The following is a 21,559-nucleotide window of genomic DNA, read 5'->3' on the forward strand; positions in this document are numbered from 1 at the left end:
GCCGGCGGCGTCTGGAAGTCGATGCTGGCGGAACAGCTCGGCAACCAGCTGGCAAAGGGCAAGGGCGTCGGCATCGCCGAGCGGCTCGCCGCCGCGCATCCGGCGGCGCCGAACACCACAGGCAAGGCCGGATGACGATCCGAGGAATGGGTGACAGACGTTGAGGGGTGAATTTCCTATGCAGGTACAAGACAGCGCGGCGGCGATGGTGATCGAACAGCCGGTCGCCGGCACCGAGATGATGACGACGGACGCGGCAGCCGATGCGTTGCTGCCCGTGCTGCTGCCGATCGTGGGCAGCGAGGCCGTGGCCGACGGCGCGGATGCGGCGAGATCGGACGATGTGCGCGGCCTTCTGGCCGCGATCCGCCGGCTCGAAGGCATCGTCGAGGAGGAGACGGTCGCGCTCCAGACGGGGCAGAAGATCGATTTCGACGATTTCAGCGCGCGCAAGAGCCGCAGCATGCTCGAATTCGTCCGCCTGATGCGGGCGCGGATGCATCTCGGCGCCGAAGTCGAGGTCACCGAGCAGATTCAGCGGCTGCGCGAAAAGCTCGAGCGCAATCGCTCGGTCCTCGAAATGCACTACGACGCGGTGCGCGAGGTCGCCGGCATCATCGTCAAGGCGATCAAGGAGGCCGAGTCGGACGGCACCTATACCGGTCGCGCAGCGCAGGACGGAAAATGATCAGACTGGTGCTGGCCGGGCTCTGGGTATGCATCCTCACCGCGGGCACGAGCTATGGCGTGGCCTATTGGAAGGAAAACGGCAGCCTGCTGCCGGCAAAGGACGAATATCTCGACGGGCTGCAATACCAGAAGACGCGGGCGCTGAGCGTGCCCATGGTCGAGAACGGCAATGTGCAGGGCTATATCGTCGCGCGCTTCGTCTACACCGTGGAGGCGCGGACCATGCACCAGCTCAACGTTCCGCCGGAGCCGTTCGTCGTCGACGAGGCCTTCCGCAGGATCTATGCCGACGACCGTCTCGACTTCCGAAAGCTCGCCCGTTACGACCTCTCCATCCTGACGACGGCCATCAAGCAGCGCGTCAACGAGCGGATGCAGGCCGAAGTCGTCCAGGACGTCCTGGTCGAGGACTTCAACTACGTCTCCAAGGAAGAATTCCAGTCGAAGCCGTAGGGCGCGACGTCGCCATTGAGAGTATTCCGTGCGGCCATCCTTCGCGACGCCCGCCAAAGGCGGGCGCCTCGGGATGGCGCGAGTATGGCGCTAGTTTCGACGAACACCGCTGCTGCTGAGCCTCATCCTGAGGAGATCGTCACCGGGTCCGCGCAAAGCGCGGCCCGATGACAGGCTCCGCGGTCGTCTCGAAGGACGAGGGGCGCGCTCGACGGCTGCTTGCCGCCTCTACCCCCCAAAAACTGCAACGGCCTCCGCGAAGCTGCTTCGCGGAGGCGTTGCCGGTTGAGCGGCAGGCGTGTGCCGTGTCAGTTTCCGGCCGGGTAGGCCGCCGGGACGGCATGCGCCCTGTTGAGGAGGATGCCGACCTCGTCGAGCTCCTGCATCGGCACGTCGATGGTCTCGCCGGCCGGGATGTTGAGGCGGTATCCGACGTAGCGCCGGGCCACGATCGCATCGAAGCCGAGGCGGTCGCGGAGCTTCTTGCGCAGCTTGCTGACGTGACTCTCGATCACGCTCTCGTCGAAAGTGGACTCGAAGATGCCGTAGACCGCGTTGAAGATCTGCGTCTTGGTGATCCACTTGCCGTGGTTGCTGACCATATATTCGAGAATGCGCAATTCGCGGCGGGGCAAGGTGAGGGCGTGGCCCGCGATCTCGGGGTCTCGTCCGTTGAAGAAGACCTGGATCCTGGTCTCGCAGGGTCTTGGCAGCTCGCCCACCCGGCGGCGCGCGATCGCGGCCGTTCGGGCGAGGATCTCGCGGAGGTGGATCGGCACGTGCACGACGTCGTCGACCCCCGATTCGAACAGCTCAAGCGTGTTCTTGAGCATCTTCTGGCCGCTCACGGCGATGATGGGAGCCGAGGAGCGCTTGCGCATCGCCCGCGGCAGGCTTCCGCGGGCATCGCAATCCCCGAGGAGGAAGGCATCCACCGCAGCCAGATCCGATTCGCTGGCGGATTGCAGCCAGTCCCAGAATTCTCCCGAGGAGAAGCCGATCGACGACACGCCTTCACGAACCAGCCCTCCGACGTAGCTGTTCGCGACGCTCTCGCGATCATCAACGATAATATACATCAGTCTTTCGCCCCTGTTTCGCACTCGTTGCGGCCGGTTGGTTATTGTGATGCGCCGGCTCGGCAACGTGCTGTTTGACGACATTCCTTCCCGCGAACCGTTGTTATGGTTTCGATATTCGCGGGCAGCCCTACGCATTCAGTGCCTGCGTCCTGCAGGCCTGCTACTTCGACTCGATACTGAACGCTTACTGCGTGAGGCTCGGCGGGTGTCTTACGGATCACCTCGCGGAGCGGATTGAGAAACGACCTAGACCAGTTGCGCCAAGTTGCTCATCGCGTCCGAACGCCACTAACCTGTGTCGATCTCCTCGCCAACTGACGAGAATCACTTGACTAGGACCGTAACGATTGCCGATTCCCGATCAAGCGTGCGCCACAAAGCGATTGCTACGTGTGCTTGATGCTGTTGGTTTGTTTCGGGTTGTTTCTTGATATATTCAATCGCATCAGTTGATTTGATAACTAAACTAGTTCTGCACCGCGGTGGTTGTATGGTTCCGCATCTCCGTACAAATACAGCTGTTTTGGGTGCTGCTCGGGGTGACGCATATTGAGCGGTTTTCAACCCGGGATTGACTCTCCTACACGTGTTTCCACATGCGACAATTCGACTCACGTGTAACGGCGCGACTCCAGCTTGGCGAAATCTTGGCGAGTGTGTGTCTTTCGAGTCGCACTCTCGCCACGTGCATGACGCGTTCGGGCCATCTCTCGTCGCTTTGCGCGTGATGCGAATCTTTCGATGCGCACGTTTCAGACAAGCTTCGGCACATAACGTCGCCGTTCGATAGATCGAACCGAACGGAGCATTTTCACATGTTGTCCGATGGACAAGCTCGTCCCAACGCGACCGCTGATGTTTCCGCAACGGCCAAGCCTGCTCCCGAGCCGCGCGATGCAAAGGACAATGCGGCGCAGCCGACCAAGCCGGTTGCGGGCGCAAAGCGCGTGTCGGCCGCGGCGAGCGACGAAGCGCTCGCGAAGGAAGCGCTCGAAGGGCTGAAACGCATTCGCGCCAAGGCCCGTCTCGACAAGATGGCGATCCCCAAGCCCGTGCCGACCGTGATCAAGCCGGCCGTGATCGTGGCCAAGCCCCCGCCGCCCCGTCCGACATGGGTTGCGCCGCTCGCGACATTGGCGGTCGCGGCCATGCTCGTGGTGTGCGCCTGCACCGGCGTGATCGCCTATCTCGCCACGCAGCCCGCCCAGAGCAACGTCGCGGCCAATACGGAGATCAGAAATCTGCGCGAGACCGTCGCGCAATTGCGCAAGCAGATGTCGGGCGTGTCGGAGAACCTCGACGGCCTGCGCACCGCGGTCGATCAATCGAGCAAGGCGACCAATGACCGCTTCGGCAGGTTCGCCGAGAATCTGGACCGCATCGAGCGGGTGAGCTCGTCCTCGACGGTGAAGCTCGACAAGCTTGCCCAGGCTCAGGTGCCGGCTCCGGTGCCGGCACCGGCGACGGTGCAATCGCAGCCCTCGCCGCAACAGGGGTCGATGATGGCTTCGGTCGCCGCGCCCGAGTTCACCGGTTCGGTGTCTCCGTCCGAGCGCGCGCCGGCGCCACGCAAGGTGATCAAGGGGTGGTCGGTCCGCCAGGCCTACGAAGGCATTGCCATCCTGCAGGGCCCGAACGGCGTCATCGAGGCCGTGCTGGGACAGCAGGTGCCCGGCCTCGGCCGCATCGAAGAGATCAGGAGCGAGAACGGGCGCCTGGTGGTGGAGTCGAGCGGGGGCGTCATCTATTCGTCACGCAAGGCGGCGCCGTGATCGAACGCCGCCTTCTACTGGCGGTGATGCTCGAAGCTGGTGCATAGCAGATCGACCTCGGCCTCCGCGATCGGCGAGCGGAACAGGCGGCAGCTGAATTCGGCCGCCGCCTTGTTGTCGGTCGAGCTGCGCTCTTCCCGGAGGAAGATGCATCGCTTGCAAACGTCGGTATGGTGCCGCTGCTCGGCTGCGTCGGACTGATCCAGCACGTGCCGGAACGTGTCGCGGAAGCGCATCTTGACCTCGTCGTCGAGGACGTCGATCGCCTCGACCAGGACGTTGACGGGATCGCGCACCAGGAACTTCTTGCCCTGCTGCGTCACGCTCAGCATCACCGAGCGCTTGTCGGTGGCCGAGCGTTTTCGCTCGATATAACCGAGCCTCTCGAGCTCCCCGATGATGAACGAGGCGGTGCCGCGCGTGGTGCCGACGTAACTGGCGAGTGCCGAAGGCGTTCGGGAAAAGCGGTTGGCCCGGGAGAGGAAGCGCAGCGCCATCCACTCGCGGTCACGCAATCCGTGCTTGGTACCTTCGAACCACAGGATTCGTGCGACTTGCTCCAGCAGTTCAATCGATTCGCGAGCCAAATTCATTTCAGTTCCGGTCGTATAAAGCTTTATTCAATTGAGCCTTGGGGTGCGCAATTCGGGTGGATGGGAATGGAGCCCGCAGCCCTTCGTCCGTTGCCGAACGGGTGGACTGCGCGCGTGAGGAAGATGCTCTCCGTTGCCGGAGATGGAACTTCCGGACGTGGAACTAGGGCGTCACAAAGAAAGTTCGAGTAAATCGCACCGCTCGAGTCATCCGAAAATTTCAATCAAATGACGATGGCTCGCGTGCCGGATTCCGATCCCGCGCAGCATGGGGGCAACATGATGTATCGTTGCGGCCACCATCGTACCCATTTGTTGCGGGTAGACCGTTCGAATTGCGTCACGGAGCCAAGCTGCTGCAACGTCTGGCCGCGCGAGGTGCGGCGGAAGAACCCCAATTCTGAGTTAATGGATGTTGCGTCGCAGCGCAGCCACGCGGTTAAATCGGACACACGATCGATCCGGACAGCCGGCGCACGGTCCAAGGCCGTTTGCTCGCAGGCTGGTGACTTGCGTTTCCCCGGCAACTATTGGCGAATGCGTCGCCCTCGGGGGCACGAATGGCAGCAGCAAGGGACCTCTCGATGAGCTTCGAAACCACCATGACGTCCGACGTCGTCGGATTGACCAAAGTTGCCCCGGTCTCGCGCCGTGGATTCATGAGCGCCACCGCGGCGGTCGCTGCCGGCTACACGCTTGCGGCCGGGCCCGTGCGGGCCGAGGTGATCACGACCGACACCAATGGTCTCCAGGCCGGCGCGGCCAAGATCAAGGTCGGCTCCGAAGAGATGCCCGCCTATTTCGCGCGCCCTGCCGGCAACACCAAAGCGCCGGTGATCATCGTGGCGATGGAGATTTTCGGCCTGCATGAATACATCAAGGACGTGACGCGGCGCTTCGCCAAGCTCGGCGCCTTCGCGATCGCGCCCGACTATTATTTCCGCAAGGGCATCGATCTCACCAAGATCACCGACATCAAGGAGCTGCTGCCGGTCGTCAACGCCAAGCCCGATGCCGAGCTGTTGTCCGACCTCGATGCGGTGGTGGCGTGGGCGGGATCGCAGGGCGGTGACACCGCCAGGCTCGGCATCGTCGGCTTCTGCCGCGGCGGCCGCACGGTCTGGGAATACGCCGCCCACAGCGGCACGCTCAAGGCCGGCGTTGCCTTCTACGGGACCGTGGTCGATCCCGCCAATCCGCTGTGGCCGAAGAGCCCGATGCAGCTCGCGCCCGAGATGAAGGCGCCGGTGCTCGGCCTCTACGGCGGTGCCGACACCGGCATTCCCGTCGCCCAGGTCGAGCAGATGAAGGCCGCGCTGGAGCAGAACAAGAAGACGGCCGAATTCAAGATCTATCCCGAAGCCCCGCACGGCTTCCACGCCGATTATCGCGGCAGCTACCGCAAGGACGCGGCGGAGGATGCCTGGAAACAGGCACAGGCCTGGTTCAAGAAATACGGCGTATTGAGCTGATACTGACTTTCAGGGGCGGCCCGGGTGGCCGCCCTTTCCCTATCAGATCGCAAAGGTCTCACTTCGTCATCGCACCGTAGACGATGTCCTGAACCTGCTCGCGATAGTATTTCCTGAGCTCGCCCGGCGCGGCCGTTCCCACCACGACGACGAGGCGTTCTTTCGGGTCGCAGAAGAACTGGGTCCCATAGGCGCCGTTCCAGGTGAACTCCCCGGGATTGCCAGGGACCGACGACAGCCCCTCACTGGTGCGGACCGCGACCGAAAGGCCAAAGCCGAAGCCGGCGCGATGCGGCTCGACATTGGCGACGTTGTTCTTGATCTCGGGGCCGAGATGGTTGGTCGTCATGTGGTGCACGGTCTTGGGCGAAAGGATGCGCTGACCGTCGAGCTCGCCGCCGTTGAGCAGCATCTGGCCGAAGCGGATGTAGTCGCCGATCGTTGCGAACGAGCAGGCGCCACCGCAATCGAACTTGGTCGGCGTGTCCAGGAGCTTGATGGTTTGCGGCTTGCCGGTCAGCGGATCGTTGGCAAAGGGACGGGCGAGGCGAGGGCGCTGCGCATCGGTGGGATGGAAGGTTGCATCCTTCATGCCGAGCGGCTGCCAGACATTGGCGGCGAGATAATCGCCGAGCTTCTGCTCGCTCACTTTCTCGATGACGGCGCCGAGCACGTCGATCGAAAAGCCGTACTCGAACTCCGTCGAGGGCTGGTGCGCCAGCGGCAGCTTGGTGATGCGGTCGATGAACGCCTGGGTGTCGCCTTCGATCGCCGGCGCGACGCCGTCTGGGTATTGCCGCGCCACCGGGCTCGACGAGTCCGGGCGGCCGCCATACATCAATCCGGAAGTGTGCCGGTAGAGATCGTGGATGAAGATCGGCGAAGCCTGTGGCTCGAGCTTGAGCGAGCCGTCGCTCTGGGGCACGCCGACCTTCATGTCGGCGAAGCCGGGATAGTAGTCGGACAGCTTGGCCTGAAGCGGCAGCTGGCCTTTCTCCATCAGCGTCAGGCCCGCGACCGCCGCCATCGGCTTGGTCATCGAGGCCAGCGCGAAGATCGCATCGACCGGCATCGGCGTGCCCTTGCCGGGATCGAGCATGCCGTAAGCCTTGTAGTGCACCAGCTTGCCGTCGCGCGCGACGGCGACGACTGCGCCGGGCACGCGCTTGGCGGCGATCTCGCGTGCGAAGAAGCTGTCGAGGCGTGCAAGGCCCTGACCGGAGAAGCCGGCATCATCGGGCTTGGCTTCGGGCAGCGGTGCGGCGCGTGCGGCAGCGAGTGAGATGACGGCAGCCGCCGTCGCGATCACAGCGATCGTCTTGTTCATTGCGTCCTCCCAGGGCGCGCGGGCTCGTTGTGTGAGGGGCCCGCGCGGTGCCTAGCTCACGTCCGCACTGACGCGAAGTCAAGCGGGAGCAAGGCATGTCTGGGACGCGCCGGGGATGCCGGAACCCTAGCGTCCTTCGCCGGAGCGCCACAGCGCATCGAGGCCGTGCCGATAGGTCGGGTGGACAAGCGTGATACCAAGCTCGTGCTTCAGCTTCGCATTGGAGACACGGGCGCTGCTGGCATAGAAGCTGCGGGCCATCGCCGACATCTCGGCGGTGGCGAACGGCTCCTCGGGCGGCGGGACAACGCCCATCAGCTCAGCCGCATAGGCGATCACGTCCTGGGGCGGCGTGGGCTCGTCGTCGCAGACGTTCCAGACGCCGCCGCTTCCGTGGTGAATGGCGGCCATGATCGCGCTCGCGATATCGTCGACATGGATGCGGTTGAAGACCTGGCCGGGCTTGATGATGCGCCGGGCCGTGCCCGCCCGCAGCGTCGCCAGTGCATTGCGGCCGGGGCCGTAGATGCCGGCAAGCCGCAGCACCGCGGCATCGCCGCGCGCCACGTCGATCCAGGCCTGCTCGGCGGCAACCCGCAGGCGGGCGCGCTCGAGCGTCGACTGCGGCGGGGTGTTTTCGTCGATCCAGCCGCCGCCATGATCGCCGTAGACGCCGATGGTGGAGAGATAGACGATTTTGCGGCGGCCGGTCGCCAGCACCTCGCCGAACGCCGCGATGGCGGGATCGCCGGCACCGCCGGGCGGGATCGACACCAGAAGCACGTCGGCGCCGCGAACCCGCTCGATCGTCTCTTGCGATGGGCGGCTGCCGGCGAAGGCGTGCAGCTCGATGCCGGCAAGGTCGGTCCGGGGCGCGGGATCGCGCACGCTGCCGGCGATATGCGAAAAGCTGCCGCCGTGTATGCGGGCGAAATGTCCCGCACTATAGCCGAGGCCGAGGATGAAGAGCCGCATGTGTCTCCCGTGCGGGTCGAAGTTCCCATGCGCGCGAGCTGCGCGCCCTTCGCTCATAAGAGATTTTTGGGTCCGGCAAAAGATATTGCGATTTGTCTCGCCTCCCGCCTCGGGCGATGTTCGCCCGTCACAGGGAGGAACGATCATGCAGGCAGAAGCGCTCGCTTTCGCACCGGCGGATGCGCTGATCCGGCGCGCGGCCGCGCTGATCTTCGACGTCGACGGCACCCTGGCCGAGACCGAGGAACTGCATCGTCGGGCCTTCAACCATGCCTTCGCCCGCCACGGTCTCGACTGGCAGTGGGATCGCGTGGTGTACAAGGATCTGTTGCGGGTCACCGGCGGCAAGGAGCGCATGCGCACCTACCATGCCGGGCTCGGGATCGCCCCGCCGTTGTCGGATGCGGACATCGCCGCGCTCCACCGCATCAAGACCGCGCATTACGCCGAGCTGGTCGAAACCGGCCGCTGTCCGCTCAGACCGGGCGTGCTCGAGCTGCTCGCCGCAGCGAAGGCACGCGGCCAGCGGCTTGCGATCGCGACCACGACCTCGCACGGCAACATCGAGGCGCTGCTGTCGCAGGCGCTGGGGACGAACTGGGCTGCGGCGTTCGACGCGATCGTCGCAGGTGACGACGTGAGGCACAAGAAGCCCGCGCCGGATGTCTATCTCGAAACGCTGGCGCGGCTGAAGCTGAGCGCGGCCGACTGCGTTGCCATCGAGGATTCCGCCAATGGGCTGATCTCGGCCTCTCGCGCCGGCATTCCGGTCCTGATCACCCGGAGCATGTTCTTCGCGGACGAGGATTTTTCCGCGGCGCGGTACGTGCTTGGCGATCTGTCGGAACTGGCCGCCTGAACAAAAACTGAAAAACAACCCCATGCACAGTAGATCACGGCGGCGCGTTCGCGCCGGTCAGTGGACGCGATGGCTCGCTCTATCGTCCTCAGCCTGCTCGACAATCTGCGCGATCGGGCTCGACTGGTGATGCACCAGGCGCCAGTCGTCGCCGACGCGGCGGAAATGGTTGGCCGCGGCCAAGGCAGTGCCGTCGACGATCTCGATGCAGAGCACGCGGGCGCTGTCGCCGTCGATGATCGCCTGCGGCTCGGCGCAGACGATCTGGGGCCGCTCCGGGTTCTGCAGGATGTCGCGCCAGCTTCCGATCACGGTGGCCCGCCCGATGATGGCCGGCCAGCCGGGATGGATGCAGGAAATGGCGTCGTCGTCCGCCCACATTCGTTCCATGCCGTCGAAATCGCCGGTCGAAAACGCGGCGTAGAAGGCCGCGTTGGCGGCGATGATCTTGCTGTCCTTTGCCATGCCTCCCGGGTGGGGCAAGGACAGGCAAAAATCAAGCGCGACTTCCGTTCGACCCTGCGTCCGATTGGACCGCAGTGCAGCATTGCCCGCTCAATAGTCAGGCCGAGACGTGGGTCTGCACCGCCTGCCGCGCGCCGTCCCTGTAGAGGCTGCCGAGCGCCGCGGTCACGGCCTCGCGCAGGCGGGGATCCGCACCCAGCGGCCCGAACACGCGTCCGACCCCAAGCAGCGCCGGCGCGAGCCGTTCGGCGACAGGTCCCGCCTCGCGCGCCAGCGCGGCGAACTCGCCGGCGAGGGGATCGCGCACGTCGATGGCGCGGCCGTGCTCGTCTGTTGCGGTGACGTAGCGCATCCAGCCGGCCACCGCGAGCGCATGTGTGGCGATCGGCAGGTTTTTGCCGAGGCGATCCTGCATCGCGCCGAGCAGGCGCTGCGGCAGCTTCTGCGAGCCGTCCATCGCGATCTGCCAGGTGCGGTGACGCAGCGCCGGATTGGCAAAGCGCTTCAGCAGCGAGGCGCGATAGGCGGCGAGATCCGCACCCGATGGCATGGTCAGCGTCACCGCGGCGTCCTCCATCACCTGCGCGGCGAGCCGCGCGAAATGCAGATCCCGCATGGTGTCGGCGATGGTCTCGTAGCCCGCGAGATAGCCGAGATAGGCCAGCGCCGAATGGCTGGCGTTGAGCAGCCGCAGCTTCATCAGCTCGAACGGCTTGACGTCGGCGACGAGCTCGACACCGGCGGCGGCAAGATCCGGCCGGCCCGCCGGGAAGCGGTCCTCGACCACCCATTGCGTGAAAGGCTCGGTCATCACCGGCCAGGCGTCGCGCAGCCCGAGCGCATTCGCGACCGCCTCGCGGTCGGCATCCGTCGTCTCCGGCACGATGCGATCGACCATGGTCGAGGGGAACGCGACATTGTCCGCGATCCATTTGCAGAGATCCTTCGAACGGAGGGCTGCAAATTGCGTCACGATGCGCTGCACGGTGTGGCCGTTGGCCGCGAGATTGTCGCAGCACAGCACGGTGAAGGGCGGAAGTCCCCGTGCGCGCCGGCGCGCCAGCGCCGCCACGATGAAGCCGGGCGCCGAGCGCGGCGTCTCAGGGTGGGTGTTGAGATCATGCACGATATCAGGATGCCGCTCGTCGAGATCGCCGGTCTGCGGCGTGTGGCAATAGCCCTTCTCGGTGACCGTCAGCGACACGATGCGGGTCGCCGGATCGCTCATCCGCTCGACCAGGGCTGCCGGATTCTCGCGCGCGACGACGCTGTCGAGCAGCGCGCCGATGACGCGGTGCTCGGTGCCTTCGGCCGAACGGACGGCGAGGGTGTAGAGGTGGTCCTGCGGGGCGAGGGCCTCGCGCGTATCCGGACTGCGCAGGCTCGCGCCGATGATGCCCCAGCCTGCCTCGCCGGCGGCAAGGCAATCGTCGATGACGACGGCCTGGTGTGCGCGATGAAACGCGCCGAGACCAAGATGCACGATGCCGGGTGTCACGCGCGAGCGGTCATAGGCCGGGCGGCGAACGGCCGGCGGCAACCGGTCGAGATTGGCCCTGCCAAGACGCGCTGAACCAAGACGCGCTGAATCTGGGCGCATGGACGTCTCCCCTTTGCTTTGCCGCTGCTTGACATGGCGCCCGTATCAGGTCAATGCTCCGGTCAATTGGTAAGACCAATTTTCCAAAATTGGTGGGCCGCGAGCCGCAAAAGGCTCCGCGCGACCCTTTCGGGAGGACCAGCGTGCCGCTGGAAGCTGTGGAGGCGAGACGGCTTTATCGCCAGGTCGCCGATCAATTGCGAAGCCTGATCGACAGCGGCGAGTACGCGGTCGGCAGCCGCTTGCCGACCGAGCGCGAGCTCGCCGAGCAGCTGAAGATTTCGCGACCGACGGTGCGTGAAGCCCTGATCGCGCTCGAGGTCGAAGGGCGCCTGCGCATCCGGGTCGGCTCCGGCATCTATGTGATCGAGCCCGCCGCGACTGCTGCGCCCGTACAGGCCTCCGTCATCGAGGGCCCGTTCGAGCTGCTGCGCGCCCGCGAATTCCTCGAAAGCGCGATCGCCGAACAGGCCGCGCGGGTCGCGACCAAGGACGACATCGCCCGCATCGACGCCTCGTTGCTCGCGATGGAAAACGTCGAGCATCCCGGCGAAGCCTCGATGGTGCACGATCGCGCGTTCCACGTCGCGATCGCCGGCAGTCTCGGCAATGCCGTCCTGGTGCGCGTGGTCGGCGAGCTGTTCGACCAGCGCCTCAATCCCTACTTTGCCAAGCTTGCGCACTATTTCGAAAGCCCGGGCACCTGGCGCACCGCGCTCGACGAGCATCGCGCCGTGCGCGACGCCATAGCGGCGCATGATCCCGACGCCGCGCGCAAGGCGATGCGCGATCATCTGGCGCGGTCGCAGGAGCGCTTTGCGCAGAACTTTGGCGCCGAGAGCGCGGCAGCGGCGGCATCCGGGCAGAGCCGCGCGGGACGCGCTGCGGCGAAGTCAACGAGACCTCAGCCGAAAAAGAAGCGTGGCAAGACCGGCAGCACGCGGCGCTGATGAGATTGTACGGCCCGCATCCGTGCCGGGGCGGGCGAACAAGAAGCAGACTTGAACGATGGAGGAAAAGTCGATGTTGAAGAAGATGACGATTGCCGCTGCGATGTCCGCCGCCGCGCTGTTGGCCGCCACCCAGGCCAGCATGGCGCAGACCAAGCTCAAATGGGCCCATGTCTACGAGACCTCGGAGCCGTTCCATACCGCCTCGGTGTGGGCCGCGCAGGAGATCGGCAAGCGCACCAATGGGCGCTATCAGATTGACGTCTATCCGGCCTCGCAGCTCGGCAAGGAAGCCGACATCAACCAGGGCCTGTCGCTCGGCTCGGTCGACATCATCATCTCCGGCTCGAGCTTCGCGGCCAAGAGCTTCCCGCCGATCGGCGTGACCTATTATCCCTACACCTTCCGCGATGCCGATCATCTGCTCGCCTACACCAAGAGCGACATCTTCAAGGAGCTCGCCAAGGGCTATGAGGACAAGAGCGGCCACCACATCGTCGCGGTGACCTATTACGGCGTGCGCCAGACCTCGTCGAACAAGCCGATCAAGACCTGCGCCGACATGAAGGGCCTGAAGATGCGCGTGCCCGACGTGCCGGCCTATCTCGCCATGCCGCGCGCCTGCGGCGCCAACACCGCGCCGATCGCCTTCGCCGAAGTCTATCTCGCGCTCCAGAACGGCACCGTCGAGGCGCAGGAGAACCCGCTGACCACGATCGAGGCCAAGAAGTTCTACGAGGTACAGAAGCACATTGTGCTGACCGGCCACATCGTCGACCACCTCAACACCGTGATCGCCGGCGCGCTCTGGAAGAAGCTCTCTGACGAGGACAAGAAGATCTTCACCGACGTCGCCCAGGAGGCGGCCGCCAAGGCGACCGGCGAGATCAAGCAGAACGAGGCCAAGCTGGTCGCCTTCTTCAAGGACAAGGGCCTGACCGTGACCGAGGTCGACAAGAACGAGTTCCGCGACACCGTGCTGAAGAACGTTGCGTTCGAGACCTTCGGCTATCGCAAGGCCGACTGGGAAAAGATCCAGGCGGTGAAATAACTGACGCGCCGTCGTTCCGGGGCTCGCGAAGCGAGAACCCGGAACCTCGAGGTTCCGGGTTCGACGCTGACGCGTCGCCCCGGAACGACGATCGAGAGTTTTGAGGAGCAGCCCCATGTCCACCGCCGAAATCCACCGGCAGATCACCGCGGACGAGATCGCCCATACGTTCGAGGAAGAGGCGACGCCGAAGGTCGATCTCGGCGTCTATGCGTTCGAGGACTGGGTGGCGCTCGCGATCTTCTGGGTGATGGCGCTCGCCGTCTTCCTGCAGTTCTTCACCCGCTACGTGCTCAACGACAGCTACGCCTGGACCGAGGAGATCGCGACCTATTGCCTGATCGGCGTGGTGTTCATCGGCGCCTCGATGTGCGTGCGGCTGTCGCGGCACATCCAGGTCGACCTCGTCTACCGCTATCTGCCGCAACCCGTGGGGCGCGCGCTGTCGACGCTGATCGACCTGATCCGCATCGTCTTCTTCGGCTACGCCACCAAGCTGGTCTGGGTCTACATCCAGATCATCGGCGACGAGCAGATGACCACGATCAACTTTCCCAAGAACTACGTCTATTACGCCGTGCTGCTCGGCTTCGTGCTGATGTTCGCACGCTCCGTGCAGGTGGCCATCCAGAACTGGCGGCAGGGCTACTCGGTCCTCGAACGTCCCGGGGCCTACGACGGATCGGAAGGATAAGACCATGCTGCTGTTGCTCGGAGGTTTCCTCGTCCTGATGCTGCTCGGCGTTCCCGTGGCGATTGCCATGGCCGCGTCGTCGCTGCTCTACATCCTGGTCAGCGGCGTGACGCCCGACGTCACGCTGGCGCAGCGGATGATCGCCGGCGTCGAGAGCTTTCCTTTGCTCGCCGTGCCGTTCTTCATCCTGGCCGGCAACCTCATGAACATCGCCGGCGTCACCGGCCGCATCTACAAGTTCGCGGTGGCTCTCGTCGGGTGGATGCGCGGCGGCCTCGGCCACGTCAACATCATCGGCTCGGTGATCTTCTCCGGCATGTCCGGCACCGCGATCGCGGACGCCGCCGGTCTCGGCACCATCGAGATCAAGGCGATGAAGGACCACGGCTATTCCACCGAGTTCTCGGTCGGCGTCACCGCGGCTTCCGCGACGCTCGGCCCCATCATCCCGCCGTCGCTGCCCTTCGTGATCTACGGCATGATGGCGAACGTCTCGATCGGCGCGCTGTTCCTCGGCGGCGTCATTCCGGGCGTGGTGCTGACGTTGTTCATGATGGCGACCGTCACCTATTTCGCGCACAAGAACAAATGGGGCAGCGACACCCCGTTCTCCTGGCCGCAGCTCGGCTCGGCAGGGCTCGAGATCGCCATCGTGCTGTCTTTCCCGATGGCGATCTGGCTGATGGTGATGGCCGGCATGTCGGTCAACGTCGCCGTCGTGATCGGGCTCGGCACGCTGCTGATCATCGACTGGTACTTCGACTTCTCGGCGGTGATGGCGCTGATGGCGCCGGTGATCCTGATCGGCGGCATGACGCTCGGCTGGTTCACGCCGACGGAAGCGGCCGTCGCCGCCGTGATCTGGTCGCTGTTCCTCGGCCTCGTGCGCTACCGCACCATGACGTTCAAGACGGTCGCCAAGGCGACGTTCGACACTATCGAGACCACGGCCTCGGTGCTGTTCATCGTCACCGCCGCCTCGATCTTCGCCTGGCTGCTGACGGTGTCGCAGGCCGCCCAGATGCTGTCGGACTGGATGCTCAGCATCACCCATAACAAATGGGTGTTCCTGGCGCTCGCCAACGTGCTGATTCTGTTCGTCGGCTGCTTCATCGACACCACGGCGGCGATCACCATCCTGGTGCCGATCCTGCTGCCGATCGTGCTCAAGCTCGGCATCGATCCCATTCATTTCGGCCTGATCATGACGCTGAACCTGATGATCGGACTGCTGCATCCGCCGCTCGGCATGGTGCTGTTCGTGCTCGCCCGCGTCGCAAAACTCTCGGTCGAGCGCACGACGGTGGCGATCCTGCCCTGGCTGGTGCCGCTGATGCTCGCGCTGATCGCGATCACCTACATTCCCGAACTGACCCTCTGGCTGCCAAAATACATGGGACTCTCCAAATGACCTCGACCGCTCTCGCCGCAACCCTGTTCGGCCCCGAAGATCTGCGCATGGTCGAGCATCCGCTCGACAAGCTCGCCGACGGCATGGTGCGCATCCGCTTCGGCGCCGGCGGCATCTGCGGCTCGGACATGCACTATTTCCGCCATGCCCGGACCGGCGATTTCGTGGTGAAGTCGCCGCTGGTGCTTGGCCACGAGATCTCGGGCGAGGTGGTGGAGATAGCGGGCTCTGCTGCCAATCTGAAAGTCGGCGACCGCGTCGCCGTCAATCCGTCGCGCTGGTGCGGCCATTGCGTCGCCTGTCGCGAGGGCCGGCCGAACCTCTGTGAGAACATCTACTTCATGGGCTCGGCCTCGAAGACGCCGCACATGCAGGGCGGCTTTGCCAATTATTTCGACGCGATCCCGGCGCAATGCATCAAGATTCCCGACCACGTGTCCTATCAGGCCGCAGCCCTGGCCGAGCCGCTCTCGGTCTGCCTGCACGCCGTCGCGCGCGCCGGTAATATCGAGGGCAAGCGCGGCATCATCTTCGGTGCCGGCCCGATCGGGCTGCTGACCATGCTCGCCGCGCATCGCGCCGGCATGGCCGACGTGACCGTCGCCGATATCGCCCCGGCACCGCTCGCCTTTGCGACCAGGCTCGGCGCTTCACATGTCGAGAACGTCTCGGGCGGTGAGGAAGGCCTGAAGGCGCAGGCGGCGTCACGCCCCTACGACGTCGCGTTCGAGGTCTCAGGCACGGCCGCGGGCCTCGCCAGTGCCATCGGCATCGTCAGGCGTGGCGGCGTGGTGGTGCAGATCGGCAATCTGCCGGGCGGCCAGATCCCGACGCCGTCGAATGCGGTGATGGCGAAGGAGATCGATTTGCGCGGCTCGTTCCGCTTTGGCTTCGAGTTCATGACCGCCGTGGAACTGATCTCCAATGGCAGCGTCGACGTGCTGTCGCTGGTCACCGCCGAGCGTCCGCTGTCGACCGCGCCGGATGCGCTGCGGCTGGCGCTCGACCGCTCGCAGAGCGTCAAGGTCGTGCTGACCGCGAATTGAGTGGAGAGATCCCATGATGCTCGAAGGTTGGCGCTGGTACGGGCCCGATGATCCGGTCTCGCTCGATGACGTCAGGCAGGCCGGGGCGAGCGACATCGTCTCGGCGCTGCATCAGGTGCCGATCGGCGAGGCCTGGACGCGCAAAGCGGTCGAGGAGCGCAAGAATTTCATCGAGAACGGCCAGCCCGGCCGCTCGCAACTGACCTGGTCGGTGGTGGAATCGATTCCGATTCCCGACGACGTCAAGCGTCTCGGCGGCAAGGCGACCAAGTCCATCGACGCCTGGATCGCGAGCCTCGAAGCCGTCGCGGCCTCCGGCATCAGGATCATCTGTTACAACTTCATGCCGGTGGTCGATTGGTGCCGCACCGATCTCGAATGGGAGCTGCCGAACGGCGCCCGCGCCATGCGCTTCGACCAGGACCGCTTTGCCGCGTTCGAGCTGCATATTCTGAAGCGTCCGGCGGCTACTCAGGAATACTCACCCGAGCAGCAGGCGCGCGCGAAAGCGCTGTTCGAGAAGATGAGCAAGGCCGACATCGACTATCTCGTGATGGTCATTGCCAGCGCGCTGCCCGGCTCGACCACGGAGCCGATGACGATTCCGCAGTTCCGCGACCGGCTGGAGACCTATCGCGACATCACGCCAAAGATCCTGCGGCAGCATCTAGCCGAATTCCTGGCGCGCGTCACGCCGGTGGCCGAGCAGCTCGGGGTGTCCCTGACCTTGCATCCTGACGATCCGCCGCGTCCGCTGTTCGGCCTGCCGCGCATTGCCTCCTCCGCCGACGACTATCAGGCTCTGTTCGACGCCGTGCCGTCGAAGGCGAACGGCATCTGCCTGTGCACGGGCTCGCTCGGCGTGCGCGCGGAGAACAATCTCCCTGAAATGGCCGAGCGCTTCGGCCCTCGCATCGCCTTTGCCCATCTGCGCGCGACCAAGCGCGAGGCGGACGGATTGTCGTTCCACGAGTCCGATCATCTCGACGGCGACGTCGACATGGTCGCGGTGCTCAAGGCGCTGCTGAAGGAGAATGCGCGGCGCGCCCCGGACAAGCAGATCGTGTTCCGGCCCGACCACGGCCACCGCATGCTCGATGATCTCGCCGCCACCAAGCGCACCAACCCCGGCTACACCGCCATCGGCCGCCTCCGCGGCCTCGCCGAGCTGCGCGGCGCGATCCGGGCGATCGAGCATCGGTGAGGGTCTTCGCCTCTCCCGCTTGCGGGAGAGGCCGACGCGCTCGCAGAGCGCGGCGGGTGAGGGTTCTCTCCACCCGGGGACATTCTCCGCAATTCTCAACAATCCCAACGCGGAGACAGCCCCCACCCCGGCCCTTGTCCGCAAGCGCAGGGCTATCGCATATGGATTTCACGAGGACCGCGGGCTTGCTCCGCCTCTCCCGCTTGCGGGAGAGGCCGACGCGCTCGAAGAGCGCGGCGGGTGAGGGCTCTCACCTCTTGGGGATTTCCTCCGCAATTTTCCATAGTCCCATTGCGGAAACAGCCCTCACCCCAACCCTCCCCCGCCAGGCGGGGGAGGGAGCTCACTGCCGTTGCCGCCACATCGTGCCGTCATATGCGATAGCCCTGCCCGCAAGCGGGAGAGGGGGCGGACTGCCAATGCCGCTGCATCCGGCACACCATATGCGATTGCCCTAACGCAATCCGGCGGATGAGCGAAGCGATATCCGGGACAACAGATCGCGCATGTCGCTTTGCTCGCGCGGGCCACGGGGCGTCGTTCCCGCTGGCCTTTGTCCTCAGCCGCGAAGATCAGCTCACCCGATCGCGAAATCCGCCGCCGTCTCGGCGTGTATCGCCGTGGTGTCGAACGTCTCGACCGTCGTATCCCCAGGCCCCACCAGCATCGTGATCTCGGTACAGCCGAGGATGATGCAGTCCGCGCCGGCGGCCACCAGCGCCGCCATCACCTCCCGGTAGCGGTGACGCGAAGGATCGGCGACAACCCCAAGGCAGAGCTCGTCGTAGATGATGCGGTTCACGTCGGCGCGCGCCTCGGTGGGAGGAACCAGCACGTCGAGATCATGCGCGCGCAGCCGGTCGATGTAAAAATCCTCCTCCATCGTGAACTTGGTGCCGAGCAGCCCGACCCGGCGGTATCCCTTCGCCCGGATCCGCTGCGCCGTCGCATCGCCGATGTGAATGAAGGGGATGCTCACGCCGGAGACGATCTCGGGCGCGAGCTTGTGCATCGTGTTCGTGCACAGCACGATCGCCCGCGCGCCGGCGCTTTCGAGCCGCCGCGCAACCTCCGCCAGGCTGGCCGCAGCCTCCGCCCAGCGGCCGGTGTACTGCATCTGCTTGATCGTCTCGAAATCGTAGGAATACAGCAGCAGCGGGGCCGAATGCAGCTTGCCCATGCGATCGCGCACCCGCTCATTGATGAGCTTGTAATAGAGCGCGGTACTCTCCCAGCTCATGCCCCCGATCAGCCCGATGGTCTGCATTCCCGTGTCCTCGACGATGTGGTCGGCCGGATCGTAGACGAACATATCGAGGCTCGGAAGTCCGCCGCTTGATTGCGGCAAGCCGGTGCGCCGTCTGGCTTCACCATTGAGGCTGCGTAGCCCGGATGGAGCGCAGCGCAATCCGGGGCGGCTCGCCCGGCATCTGCCACCGTCCCGGATTACGCTGGCGCTCCATCCGGGCTACGCCATCGTGCCTGTGTCGGCCTCTGTCAATTCCCTCGCGCAAAAATATTCCACTTTACCGAAATTCGGTTTCGGCGTATGTGTGGGCCATCCTGATCCGGCGAAAGGGGCGGTCGTACGTCGTTTCGAACCGCGGATCGGGGAGCGGTGGACGCGGCAGCGTCGTGCACGAGAGGCGGAGCAGGGCGGGAGACCCCCGTGAGATCCGGCCGCGTGCGGACGAGCGGCGCTGAAGCGTACGGCCAAATCGCGTGGTCCTGGCTGTCGTTGCTACAGTCAAGCCTTGCGGAGGTGCGTGGAGCCCAACCGGGCAAAGCGCACCGTCAATCCGCGAGGACGAGGGAGGCCAAAGGAAAGGTCGGCTCCCGGGAGAGCGCGCCATACGCCGTCAAACATCGCGCAGGGAAGGCCGGACGTTTCCGGCTTCACCTGTCATCCGTTGTGCATTGCGTGTGCATTTTCATCGCACGACGGACAAGCGGGTGCCAGCCGGCGCCCGGCCTTCCCTGCGCCCTTTCATTGAGGGCGTGACGAGAAGCGCAAGACTCGGGCGCAAGGCGCTGCGAGAAGGCGAAGGCGCGTCTGCAAGCGAGATGGAGCGGAAGAGCGATGCTGTTGCGTCATACTCCGTCATTGCGAGCAGGCTGTCGTGCAGGGGGCACGGACCGGCATGACGCCTGCGCAGGCGATGATCGCCTTTGGCGCTTGCGCGCTCTGTCGGCGTGTCTTACGCAGTTCGGCGAATAGCGACGCATCGCCAATGCCCTGAGGGAGCCTTCATGACCATCCGCAACACCCGCACCGGGGGCCAGATCCTGATCGATCAGCTCGTCGCCCAAGGCGTCGAGCGCGTCACCTGCGTGCCGGGCGAGAGCTATCTCGCCGCGCTCGATGCGCTGCATGACAGCCCGATCGACGTCATGATCTGCCGCGCCGAGGGCGGCGCGGCGATGATGGCGGAGGCCTATGGCAAGCTCACCGGGCGGCCCGGCGTGTGCTTCGTTACCCGCGGCCCCGGCGCCACCAATGCCAGCCACGGCGTCCACATCGCGATGCAGGATTCGACGCCGATGATCCTGTTCGTCGGCCAGGTCGATACCGGCATGCGGGAGCGCGAGGCGTTCCAGGAGCTCGACTACAAGGCGGTGTTCGGCTCCATGGCGAAATGGGCGGTCGAGATCGATCGTCCCGACCGCATTCCGGAGCTGGTGGCGCGCGCCTTCCGCGTCGCCATGCAGGGCCGCCCCGGTCCTGTCGTCATCGCGCTGCCGGAGAACATGCTGACCGAGACCGCGGCCGTTGCCGACGCCATGCGCATCGAGCCGGCCGTGAGCTGGCCCGCGCCCGCGGATCTCGAAAAGCTTGGCGCCATGCTCGCGGGCGCCAAGGCACCGCTGGTCGTCCTCGGCGGCTCGCGCTGGACCGATGAAGCTACCAAGAGCATCGCGCGCTTTGCCGAGCGCTTCGACCTGCCGGTCGCGACCTCGTTCCGCCGGGCCTCGCTGATCGATGCCGATCATTCGCATTATGCCGGCGATCTCGGCATCGGGCCGAGCCCGGGCCTGAAGGCGCGCATCGACAACGCCGACGTCATTCTCCTCGTCGGCGGCCGCATGTCGGAGATGCCGTCCTCGTCCTACACGCTGTTCGACATCCCCAACCCGAAGCAAAAGCTGGTCCATGTCCATCCGGGCTCGGAAGAGCTTGGCCGCGTCTATCAGCCCGATCTGGCGATCCAGGCCACGCCCGCCGCCTTCGCCGCCGCTGTCGAGACGCTGAAGCCCTCGGGCGCGGTGGCCTGGAAGGGTGAGGCCGCCAAGGCGCATGCCGATTACATCGCCTGGACCGAGAAGCCGCGCGAGCTGCCGGGCACGTTCCAATACGGCCAGGTCATGACCTGGTTGCGCGACCGCCTGCCGAAGGACGCCATCGTCTGCAACGGCGCCGGCAATTATGCCGGCTGGATTCACCGCCATCACCGCTTCCACAGCTTTGCGGCGCAGCTGGCGCCGACCTCGGGGTCGATGGGCTATGGCGTGCCCGCGGCGGTGCTCGCGAAGCGGCAATATCCGGATCGGACAGTCGTCGCCTTTGCCGGCGACGGCTGCTTCCTGATGAACGGCCAGGAGTTCGCGACCGCCGTGCAATACGACGCGCCGCTCGTCGTCATCGTCGTCGACAATGCGCAATACGGCACCATCCGCATGCACCAGGAGCGCGACTATCCCGGCCGCGTCGTCGGCACCCAGCTGAAGAATCCGGACTTTGCGATGTATGCGAAGGCGTTCGGCGGCCATGGCGAGCGCGTCGAGCGCACGGAAGAGTTCGCGCCGGCGTTCGAGCGGGCGCTGGCCTCGGGCAAGCCGTCGATCCTCCACTGCATCATCGATCCCAGGGCGATCTCCGTCGGCAAGGACTTTACGCCGGCGGTGAAGGCTTAAAGC

At 65.2% G+C, this 21,559-nt stretch carries 20 protein-coding genes; 13 read left to right on the forward strand and 7 right to left on the reverse strand.

The genetic code is table 11. The features are described from left to right. From SE92_RS37265 to SE92_RS29765, 3 genes are all read left to right on the forward strand, one after another. Positions 1-135: rod-binding protein (locus tag SE92_RS37265; RefSeq protein WP_198172823.1), on the forward strand; the 135-nt coding region annotated here is incomplete at its 5' end. A gap of 43 nt (positions 136-178) precedes the next feature. Then, positions 179-688, forward strand: coding sequence for a flagellar biosynthesis protein FlgN (locus tag SE92_RS29760; protein WP_157095739.1), 510 nt, complete (start codon positions 179-181; stop codon positions 686-688). Next, on the forward strand, positions 685-1,143 hold the full coding sequence (locus tag SE92_RS29765; RefSeq protein WP_063201543.1) for a hypothetical protein: 459 nt from the start codon (positions 685-687) through the stop codon (positions 1,141-1,143). The genes SE92_RS29760 and SE92_RS29765 overlap by 4 nt, the downstream gene beginning before the upstream one ends. A gap of 308 nt (positions 1,144-1,451) precedes the next feature. Here the strand turns inward: SE92_RS29765 and SE92_RS29770 are convergent, their stop codons facing one another. Continuing rightward, a complete protein-coding gene (locus SE92_RS29770) occupies positions 1,452-2,222 on the reverse strand; it encodes a response regulator transcription factor (RefSeq protein WP_063201546.1) in 771 nt (256 codons plus the stop codon). 818 nt (positions 2,223-3,040) lie between these two features. Between SE92_RS29770 and SE92_RS29775 the strand changes: the two genes are divergently transcribed. Beyond that, complete coding sequence (locus SE92_RS29775) at positions 3,041-3,997, forward strand: hypothetical protein (protein ID WP_063201549.1); 957 nt, start codon at positions 3,041-3,043, stop codon at positions 3,995-3,997. Between the two features lie 14 nt (positions 3,998-4,011). Here SE92_RS29775 and SE92_RS29780 read toward each other — a convergent pair whose 3' ends face one another. After that, positions 4,012-4,590 (reverse strand): MarR family winged helix-turn-helix transcriptional regulator, encoded by a 579-nt coding sequence (locus tag SE92_RS29780; RefSeq protein ID WP_063201551.1) that lies wholly within the window; start codon positions 4,588-4,590, stop codon positions 4,012-4,014. A gap of 584 nt (positions 4,591-5,174) precedes the next feature. Between SE92_RS29780 and SE92_RS29785 the strand changes: the two genes are divergently transcribed. Next, on the forward strand, positions 5,175-6,062 hold the full coding sequence (locus SE92_RS29785; protein ID WP_063203838.1) for a dienelactone hydrolase family protein: 888 nt from the start codon (positions 5,175-5,177) through the stop codon (positions 6,060-6,062). Between the two features lie 58 nt (positions 6,063-6,120). Here the strand turns inward: SE92_RS29785 and SE92_RS29790 are convergent, their stop codons facing one another. Continuing rightward, the gene (locus tag SE92_RS29790; RefSeq protein ID WP_063201553.1) at positions 6,121-7,389 is read right to left on the reverse strand and encodes a serine hydrolase domain-containing protein; all 1,269 of its coding nucleotides are present in this window, start codon (positions 7,387-7,389) and stop codon (positions 6,121-6,123) included. Between the two features lie 126 nt (positions 7,390-7,515). Next, positions 7,516-8,364, reverse strand: coding sequence for an SDR family oxidoreductase (locus SE92_RS29795; protein WP_063201556.1), 849 nt, complete (start codon positions 8,362-8,364; stop codon positions 7,516-7,518). Positions 8,365-8,509: 145 nt separating this feature from the next. On the opposite strand from SE92_RS29795, the gene SE92_RS29800 reads away from it, so the two are divergent. Then, positions 8,510-9,223, forward strand: a complete 714-nt coding sequence (locus SE92_RS29800) for an HAD family hydrolase (RefSeq protein WP_063201559.1) — start codon at positions 8,510-8,512, stop codon at positions 9,221-9,223. 57 nt (positions 9,224-9,280) lie between these two features. Here SE92_RS29800 and SE92_RS29805 read toward each other — a convergent pair whose 3' ends face one another. Both SE92_RS29805 and SE92_RS29810 read right to left on the reverse strand, forming a co-directional pair. Continuing rightward, positions 9,281-9,688 carry a nuclear transport factor 2 family protein gene (locus tag SE92_RS29805; protein WP_063201562.1) on the reverse strand — a complete coding sequence of 136 codons (408 nt, stop codon included), beginning with the start codon at positions 9,686-9,688 and terminating at the stop codon, positions 9,281-9,283. A 97-nt stretch (positions 9,689-9,785) separates the two neighbouring features. Beyond that, positions 9,786-11,288, reverse strand: coding sequence for a mannitol dehydrogenase family protein (locus SE92_RS29810; RefSeq protein ID WP_063201565.1), 1,503 nt, complete (start codon positions 11,286-11,288; stop codon positions 9,786-9,788). A gap of 143 nt (positions 11,289-11,431) precedes the next feature. Between SE92_RS29810 and SE92_RS29815 the strand changes: the two genes are divergently transcribed. The 6 genes from SE92_RS29815 (at position 11,432) to uxuA (ending at position 17,644) form a co-directional block, all read left to right on the forward strand. Then, positions 11,432-12,238, forward strand: a complete 807-nt coding sequence (locus tag SE92_RS29815; RefSeq protein ID WP_063203839.1) for a FadR/GntR family transcriptional regulator — start codon at positions 11,432-11,434, stop codon at positions 12,236-12,238. A gap of 73 nt (positions 12,239-12,311) precedes the next feature. After that, entirely contained in the window at positions 12,312-13,289 is a 978-nt protein-coding gene (locus SE92_RS29820) for a sialic acid TRAP transporter substrate-binding protein SiaP (protein WP_063203840.1), read from the forward strand. 115 nt (positions 13,290-13,404) lie between these two features. After that, complete coding sequence (locus tag SE92_RS29825; protein WP_063201568.1) at positions 13,405-13,983, forward strand: TRAP transporter small permease; 579 nt, start codon at positions 13,405-13,407, stop codon at positions 13,981-13,983. Between the two features lie 4 nt (positions 13,984-13,987). Then, positions 13,988-15,394 (forward strand): TRAP transporter large permease, encoded by a 1,407-nt coding sequence (locus SE92_RS29830; RefSeq protein ID WP_063201571.1) that lies wholly within the window; start codon positions 13,988-13,990, stop codon positions 15,392-15,394. Beyond that, positions 15,391-16,440 (forward strand): L-idonate 5-dehydrogenase, encoded by a 1,050-nt coding sequence (locus tag SE92_RS29835; protein WP_063201574.1) that lies wholly within the window; start codon positions 15,391-15,393, stop codon positions 16,438-16,440. Before SE92_RS29830 ends, SE92_RS29835 begins: the two co-directional genes overlap by 4 nt. A 13-nt stretch (positions 16,441-16,453) precedes the next feature. Beyond that, positions 16,454-17,644 (forward strand): mannonate dehydratase, encoded by a 1,191-nt coding sequence (gene uxuA / locus SE92_RS29840; RefSeq protein WP_084251907.1) that lies wholly within the window; start codon positions 16,454-16,456, stop codon positions 17,642-17,644. Positions 17,645-18,221: 577 nt separating this feature from the next. Here uxuA and SE92_RS29845 read toward each other — a convergent pair. After that, on the reverse strand, positions 18,222-18,911 hold the full coding sequence (locus SE92_RS29845; RefSeq protein ID WP_063203842.1) for an aspartate/glutamate racemase family protein: 690 nt from the start codon (positions 18,909-18,911) through the stop codon (positions 18,222-18,224). A 983-nt stretch (positions 18,912-19,894) separates the two neighbouring features. On the opposite strand from SE92_RS29845, the gene SE92_RS29850 reads away from it, so the two are divergent. After that, entirely contained in the window at positions 19,895-21,556 is a 1,662-nt protein-coding gene (locus SE92_RS29850) for a thiamine pyrophosphate-binding protein (protein WP_063201577.1), read from the forward strand. The last annotated feature ends 3 nt before the right edge of the window (positions 21,557-21,559 follow it).

This window comes from Bradyrhizobium sp. AT1, assembly GCF_001590795.1.
Classification (GTDB): Bacteria; Pseudomonadota; Alphaproteobacteria; order Rhizobiales; family Xanthobacteraceae; genus Bradyrhizobium.